We start from the raw sequence: 5,797 nt of genomic DNA, 5'->3' as shown, positions 1-5,797 counted from the left end.
GTCCTCGCGTCCCCTCCCCCCACGAAAGGCGAGGCCAGCCTCGGCTGGTTCGGGATGCTCCGTCAGGTTGACGACTGTCCCACCCCTCCCGCCGCGGCCTGCGCGCGGAGTGCCGGCCTGTTCCCCTACGCCACGCTGAACTTCGAAGGGGAGACAACGCCCCGGAAGATGCTCGAAACGCTGTGCGAGCGCTGCGCGCCCCAGGACAACCCCTGCGCGTCGGCCGTGACGCGCGCGTTGCAGGAGGCGGCACGTCGCGGCAGGCAGGACCTGGAGCTGATCCGCTGGAGCCTGGAGCACTCGGGGGCGGCGATGGTCACCGCCTGCCAGGACCTCGCCCGCCTGGCCGTGGGGCCTGCCGCCCTGTCGGGGCCGGATGTGGAGCCGCCCCTCCTGGCGCTGCTGGAGGAGCTGGCGCCCACGTGCGTGAAGACGGAGCAGCTGCCCGCGCCGCTCCTGAACGCGGCGGCGGTGCAGCAGGGCGCGCGGGCACCCCGGCTCGCGTCGCTGTTCACCGGACGCACGGTGGAGACAGGGCCCATCGAACCGGATCAGACGGGCGGTCCGGGGGACGCGTTCCGGGCGTTCGATAAGGACGAGCTGTCAGGCGTGAAGCTGCCGGTGGGCACGGGAGGTGGCGGAACGGAGGGCGTGCTGCGGCTGGGCTATGCGCCGTCGCTGAAGCACATGGTGTCGTTCCAGGTGCGCGCCACGGGGCCGGGCACGCTGCGCGCCATCATCCGCACGCCGCAGGGCGTGGGACGCAGGGACAGCGAGGGCGGGGCCTTCCACGTCGATCCCACCGTCTGCCGCTTTCGCGGGACGGGGCGATGGGAGATCTGCAAGCCCGCCGTTCCGCTGCTCGACGTGGACGCGGTGAGCGTCCTACCGGAGCGGCCGGGCGTGGAACTGAAGGAGCTGGAAATCATCGGCGCCCGGTAGCGCGGGCGCCAGCAATCACGCGGCGTCGGAGCGGGGGTCCGACGTCGCTCGCGTGGGACTCAGGCGATGAGGCCGCGCTCGCGCGCAGTCTTGAAGATGCCGGACGCGTCGCGCTTCAACGCGGTAGAGACGTCCTTGACGATGGCGTCCGCCGACTTGGCGACCGACAGGTAGTTGTCGAACGTGCGCGTGAGGATGAGCACGCCCGAGATGATGACTCGCTGGAGGTTGTGCTGCAGGTCCGTGCCTTCGTACACCAGCCAGGACTGCTCACAGAACCGCCGGCCCTCGGCCACCATCTGGTTCAGGTGCGCGCGCTCGGTCGCGTCCGGAACCTTGGCCTTGGGGCTGATGGAGGCGATGTACAGAACGTTCGTTCCCAGCCGCTGGGTCGCCTCCTCCATCTGCGCCATGATGGCCGCGACGTCGTCCTTCGTCGGCGGGTTGTGCCAACGAGAGAAGAACACGCGGTCGATGAGTTCGGATTGGTACGTGGAAGTCACGAATCCTCCGGTGAAGCGAACGCTGAGAACTGGGGCGCCTCGTCTGGCGCGGCCCGCGCCGCAGGCCGGATTCTGTACCAGGATCGCAAGGGCGGTTGAAGAGTAGCGGACACACTCCTGTACCTTTGGCGCGCCTGTGTGCCAGCCACGCTGTCCAGCTGCAGTACAGCTGGACAACTCCGCCTGGGTCGCAACCGACACGCCCCGTTTTTCGGGCTGATCAGCGCTGCGCGGGACGTGCGCGGGCGGCCAGCACGGCTTTCACGTCTTCCAGGGTGAGCCCCAGCGGACGGATGGCGACGAGCACGTGGTAGAGCACGTCGGCTGCTTCCTCGGCGGCCCGGTGTGGATCCGCATCCGCGCAGGCCGTCACCAATTCCGCGGCCTCTTCGCCCAGCTTCTTCAGGCGCAGGTTGCGGTCCTCCAGCAGCCGCCGCGTGTAGCTCGGCTTCTCCCCTTCCGTTGAGGGCGTGGCCACGCGCTGGGCGAGCGTCGCATCCAGGTGCGCGAGCGCATCCCAGCGGCCTTCACCGAAGCAGGTCTCATCGCCGGTGTGACACGCGGGACCGGCCTTCTCCACGCGAGCGAGCACCGCGTCGCCGTCGCAGTCCGCGCGCAGGGACACGACCTTCTGGGTGTTTCCGCTGGTGGCGCCCTTGTGCCAGAGGCCGCGCGTGCGGGAGCGGTAGTGCATCTCGCCGGTGGCGAGCGTGAGCTCCAGGGCCTCGCGATCCGCGTGCGCCACCATGAGGACGTCGCCGGTGCGCGCGTCCTGCGTCACCACTGTGACGAGCCCCTGTCCCTTGTCGAAGTTCAACGCCGCCACGTCCAGCTTCACGGTCTGCCTCCCGCGCCCAGCACTTCGCGCACGCGCGCCGCGAGCGCCGCGTTGGTGGCGATGCCGTCGCCGCCGAACGCCGTGCGCTGACCCTTCCAGTCGGTGAACACGCCCCCCGCCTCCTCGATGATGGGTTGCAGCGCCGCCGCGTCCCAGGGCGACAGGCCTTCGTCCACCATGGCCTCCGCGCGCCCGGTGGCGACGAGCAGGTAGCCGTAGCAGTCGCCCCAGGTGCGGGAGAGGGACGCCTGCCGCGACAGTTCGCGCCAGGCCGCGCCCTTCGTGGGGTTCTGGAGGAAGCGCTCGTCGGTGATCAGCACCACGGCCTGGGACAGCTCGGCCTGGGACGACACGCGTGCGGCGGTCCCGTTCCAGAAGCAGCCGAGGCCCGGGGATGCGACGAGCATTTCGTTGACGGCCGGGAAGTACGCCGCGCCCGCGAGGATGCGCTCGCCTTCCGCCACCGCCACCAGCGTGCCCCACAGGGGGACGCCTCGGATGAAGGTCTTCGTTCCGTCGATGGGATCGAGGATCCAGCGGCGCTTCGCGCCGGGCCGCGTCTCACCGAACTCCTCGCCCAGGAGGCCGTCATCCGGGAAGCGCTCCTCCAGCCACTGGCGAGCGGTCCATTCGGCGGTGCGATCCGCCACCGTCACGGGGGTGCCGTCGCTCTTGGTGTCCACGGCGATGCCGCTTCGGAAGAAGCCCAGCGCCACGTCACCGGCCTTGCGCGCCACGTCGCCAGCGGCCTCCATCAGGTCTCGGGAATCCACATTCATGTCGTGCTCCGGATGGGAAGGCCGCTGTCGCGCAGCAGGGATTTGAGGGCGCCGACCGTGGTGAGGCCGTCGTGGAGGATGCCCGCCACCAGGGCTGCGTCCGCTCCGCCCAGGGTCAGGGCCTCGCGCACGTGCTCCGCTCGGCCCGCTCCGCCGGAAGCGATGACGGGCACGTTCACGGCGTCCGCCACTTCGCGCGTCAGGCCCAGGTCGTAGCCCGTGCGAGCGCCGTCACGGTCGATGCTGGTGAGCAGCACCTCCCCTGCTCCGCGTCGGACGCACTCCCTCGCCCAGGCCACTGCGTCCAGGTCGGTGGGGCGCCGTCCGCCGTGCGTGTAGACGCGGTAGCGCGCCCCGTCCCGCTTCGCGTCGATGCTCGCCACCACGCACTGGGCGCCGAAGCGCTCCGCGCAGCCGGTGAGCAGTTCGGGCGTGGCCACCGCCGCGGAGTTGATGCTCACCTTGTCCGCTCCGGCCCGAAGTGCCCGGCCCACGTCGTCCACCGTGCGCACGCCTCCGCCCACCGTGAGCGGGATGAACAGGCGCTCCGCGGTGCGCTGGACCAGGTCCCACAGCGTCTCGCGCTCCTCCGCGCTCGCGGAGATGTCCAGGAACGTCACCTCGTCCGCGCCCTCTTCCTCGTAGCGCAGCGCCAGTTCCACGGGGTCCCCCACGTCGCGCAGGCCCTCGAACTGGACGCCCTTCACCACGCGTCCGCCCTTCACATCCAGGCAGACGATGAGCCGTCGGCTGAGCATCACGTCACCTCCAGGGAGACACTGCCCTTCATGCTGAAGACGACGCCGGAGTCCACCATCGCGTCCCGAAGCGCGAGCCCCAGCGCCTTGAAGGCCGCTTCGGTGAGGTGGTGGCTGTCCCGGCCACGCAGGACGCGCAGGTGCAGCGTGATGCGCGAGTGCTCGCAGAACGAGCGCATCCAGTGCTCGTACAGCCGGTTCTTCAACGGGCCCCGGTAGTAGAAGCGCCCGCCCGCGTCCAGGCACGCCTGCACCAGCGCGTCGTCCATGGGCACGGTGCGCTCGCCATAGCGCGCCGCCGTGGCTGGCACCACGCGTTGCACGGCGGTGCCCAGGGTGATGGCCACGTCCTCCATCAGGTGGTGGCGCAGGTCGCCCCGCGCGTGCAGCGTCAGGTCCAATCCCGCGTAGCGCGCGAAGGTGGAGAGCATGTGGTCGAAGAACTTCAGGCCCGTGTCCACCCGGGCCACGCCCGAGCCCCGCGCCAGCTCCACCGTGACCTTCGTTTCCTTCGTCTCCCGGACGACCCGGGTGTTCGTTCCCGTGCTCATTGCGCGAACTCCTGCGCGACCGCGCGCGCGTCCAGCCGTCCCGTGTACAGCGCCATGCCCACCACCGCCCCGTGCGCGCCCACCTTCGCGAGCGCCCGCAGGTCCTCCAGGGTCGTCACGCCTCCGGACGCGTAGAGCCGGTGCCGGCTCGTGCGAGCCACCTCTTCCATCAAGGGCAGGTCCACGCCTCCCAGCTGCCCCTCCTTGTGCACCGCCGTGACGAGCATCCCGCCCAGCGGCAGCGGCTCCAGCGCGGACAGCACGTCGCGGATGTCCCGGGCACTGCCCGACGTCCAGCCGCGCGTCACCACCTCACGGCCCTTCACGTCCGCGGCCACCACCACGCGTCCCGGGAAGCGCTCCGTGACTTCGCTGAGCCACGCGAGGTCCTCGATGGCGCGGGTGCCGACGACGACCGAGGACGCCCCGCCCGCGAGCACCGCCTCCACGCGCGAGCCATCACGCACGCCGCCGCCCACCGTGAAGGTGAGCCCCGGGGCATGAGACACCAGCCGCGTCACGACGTCCGCGTTGGACCCCTTGCCCAGCGCCGCGTCCAGGTCCACGACATGGAACGTGCGGAAGCCCAGGGCCAGCCACTGCTTCAGTGCCTCCAGCGGATCATCCACGCGCACGCGCTCCGCTTCATAGGAGCCGCCCACCAACTGCACGCACGCACCTTCCCTCAAGTCGATGGCCGGAATGGCGATCACGGGGCCACCTCCTTCAGGAACGCCTGCACGAAGCGCACGCCCGCCTGGGAGGACTTCTCCGGGTGGAACTGCACGCCCAGCACCTTCCCGCGCCGCACCGACGCTGGGAACCGATCCTCCTCGTGGGTCGTCCAGCCCACTACGTCCGCCGGATCCACTGCGCGACAGACATAGCTGTGCGCGAAGTACACGGAGGCCAGCTTCGCGGACGCCAGCGCCCGGTCCTCCTCCACGTCGTTCCACCCAATCTGCGGAACCTGCCGCGCCGTCAGCCGGGTCACCCGCCCCTGGAAGTAGCCCAGCCCCTGGCCCGCGCCCTCGTCGCTCTCATCGAAGAGCAACTGCATGCCCAGGCAGATGCCCAGGCACGGCAGGCCCGCGTCCAGGGCGCGCCGCATCGCCTCGCGTCCCGGGGCCAGCCGCGCCGCCGCCGCGCCGAACGCGCCCACGCCCGGCAGCACCAGCATATCGGTGTCGAGCGCACGCAGCGGATCCTCCTGCACCCGCACGTCCACGTCCGGCGCGGTGGCCAGGGCCTTCGCCAGCGAGTGCAGATTTCCAGCGCCATAGTCGAACAGGGTCACTCGCATCACAGCGCCTCCTTGAGCGCCTTCAGCGCCGTCGCCATCAAGGGCCAGGGACCACTGCCGATGCGCAGCGCGTCCCCCACCCCGGCGAGTCCTTCGAACACCCGCACGTTCACGTTGCGCTCC

Annotated in this window: 8 protein-coding genes; 1 reads left to right on the top strand and 7 read right to left on the bottom strand. The window is 70.7% G+C overall.

Annotated elements, in window-relative coordinates; genetic code table 11:
- Window positions 1-942: hypothetical protein (locus D7Y13_RS37405; RefSeq protein ID WP_208734528.1), on the top strand; the 942-nt coding region annotated here is incomplete at its 5' end.
- Between the two features lie 59 nt (window positions 943-1,001).
- Here D7Y13_RS37405 and D7Y13_RS37400 read toward each other — a convergent pair.
- The 7 genes from D7Y13_RS37400 to hisH form a co-directional block, all read right to left on the bottom strand.
- Window positions 1,002-1,445, bottom strand: a complete 444-nt coding sequence (locus D7Y13_RS37400; RefSeq protein ID WP_120537998.1) for a DofB protein — start codon at window positions 1,443-1,445, stop codon at window positions 1,002-1,004.
- A gap of 220 nt (window positions 1,446-1,665) precedes the next feature.
- On the bottom strand, window positions 1,666-2,283 hold the full coding sequence (hisIE, locus tag D7Y13_RS37395; RefSeq protein ID WP_120537997.1) for a bifunctional phosphoribosyl-AMP cyclohydrolase/phosphoribosyl-ATP diphosphatase HisIE: 618 nt from the start codon (window positions 2,281-2,283) through the stop codon (window positions 1,666-1,668).
- Window positions 2,280-3,062: a histidinol-phosphatase gene (hisN, locus tag D7Y13_RS37390; protein ID WP_120537996.1), complete on the bottom strand. Its 783-nt coding sequence runs from the start codon at window positions 3,060-3,062 to the stop codon at window positions 2,280-2,282. The genes hisIE and hisN overlap by 4 nt, the downstream gene beginning before the upstream one ends.
- Window positions 3,059-3,820, bottom strand: coding sequence for an imidazole glycerol phosphate synthase subunit HisF (gene hisF, locus D7Y13_RS37385; RefSeq protein ID WP_120537995.1), 762 nt, complete (start codon window positions 3,818-3,820; stop codon window positions 3,059-3,061). The genes hisN and hisF overlap by 4 nt, the downstream gene beginning before the upstream one ends.
- Window positions 3,820-4,371, bottom strand: coding sequence for an imidazoleglycerol-phosphate dehydratase (locus D7Y13_RS37380; protein WP_120537994.1), 552 nt, complete (start codon window positions 4,369-4,371; stop codon window positions 3,820-3,822). Before D7Y13_RS37380 ends, hisF begins: the two co-directional genes overlap by 1 nt.
- A complete protein-coding gene (locus tag D7Y13_RS37375; RefSeq protein ID WP_120537993.1) occupies window positions 4,368-5,084 on the bottom strand; it encodes a 1-(5-phosphoribosyl)-5-[(5-phosphoribosylamino)methylideneamino]imidazole-4-carboxamide isomerase in 717 nt (238 codons plus the stop codon). The genes D7Y13_RS37380 and D7Y13_RS37375 overlap by 4 nt, the downstream gene beginning before the upstream one ends.
- Window positions 5,081-5,674: an imidazole glycerol phosphate synthase subunit HisH gene (gene hisH, locus D7Y13_RS37370; protein WP_120537992.1), complete on the bottom strand. Its 594-nt coding sequence runs from the start codon at window positions 5,672-5,674 to the stop codon at window positions 5,081-5,083. Before hisH ends, D7Y13_RS37375 begins: the two co-directional genes overlap by 4 nt.
- Between the last annotated feature and the right edge of the window lie 123 nt (window positions 5,675-5,797).

Origin of the sequence: Corallococcus praedator, from assembly GCF_003612125.1 — a bacterium.
GTDB classification, from domain to species: Bacteria; Myxococcota; Myxococcia; order Myxococcales; family Myxococcaceae; genus Corallococcus; species Corallococcus praedator.
The sequence above is the reverse complement of the archived record's forward strand: the minus strand, read 5'-3'. Positions and strand labels throughout refer to the sequence as shown.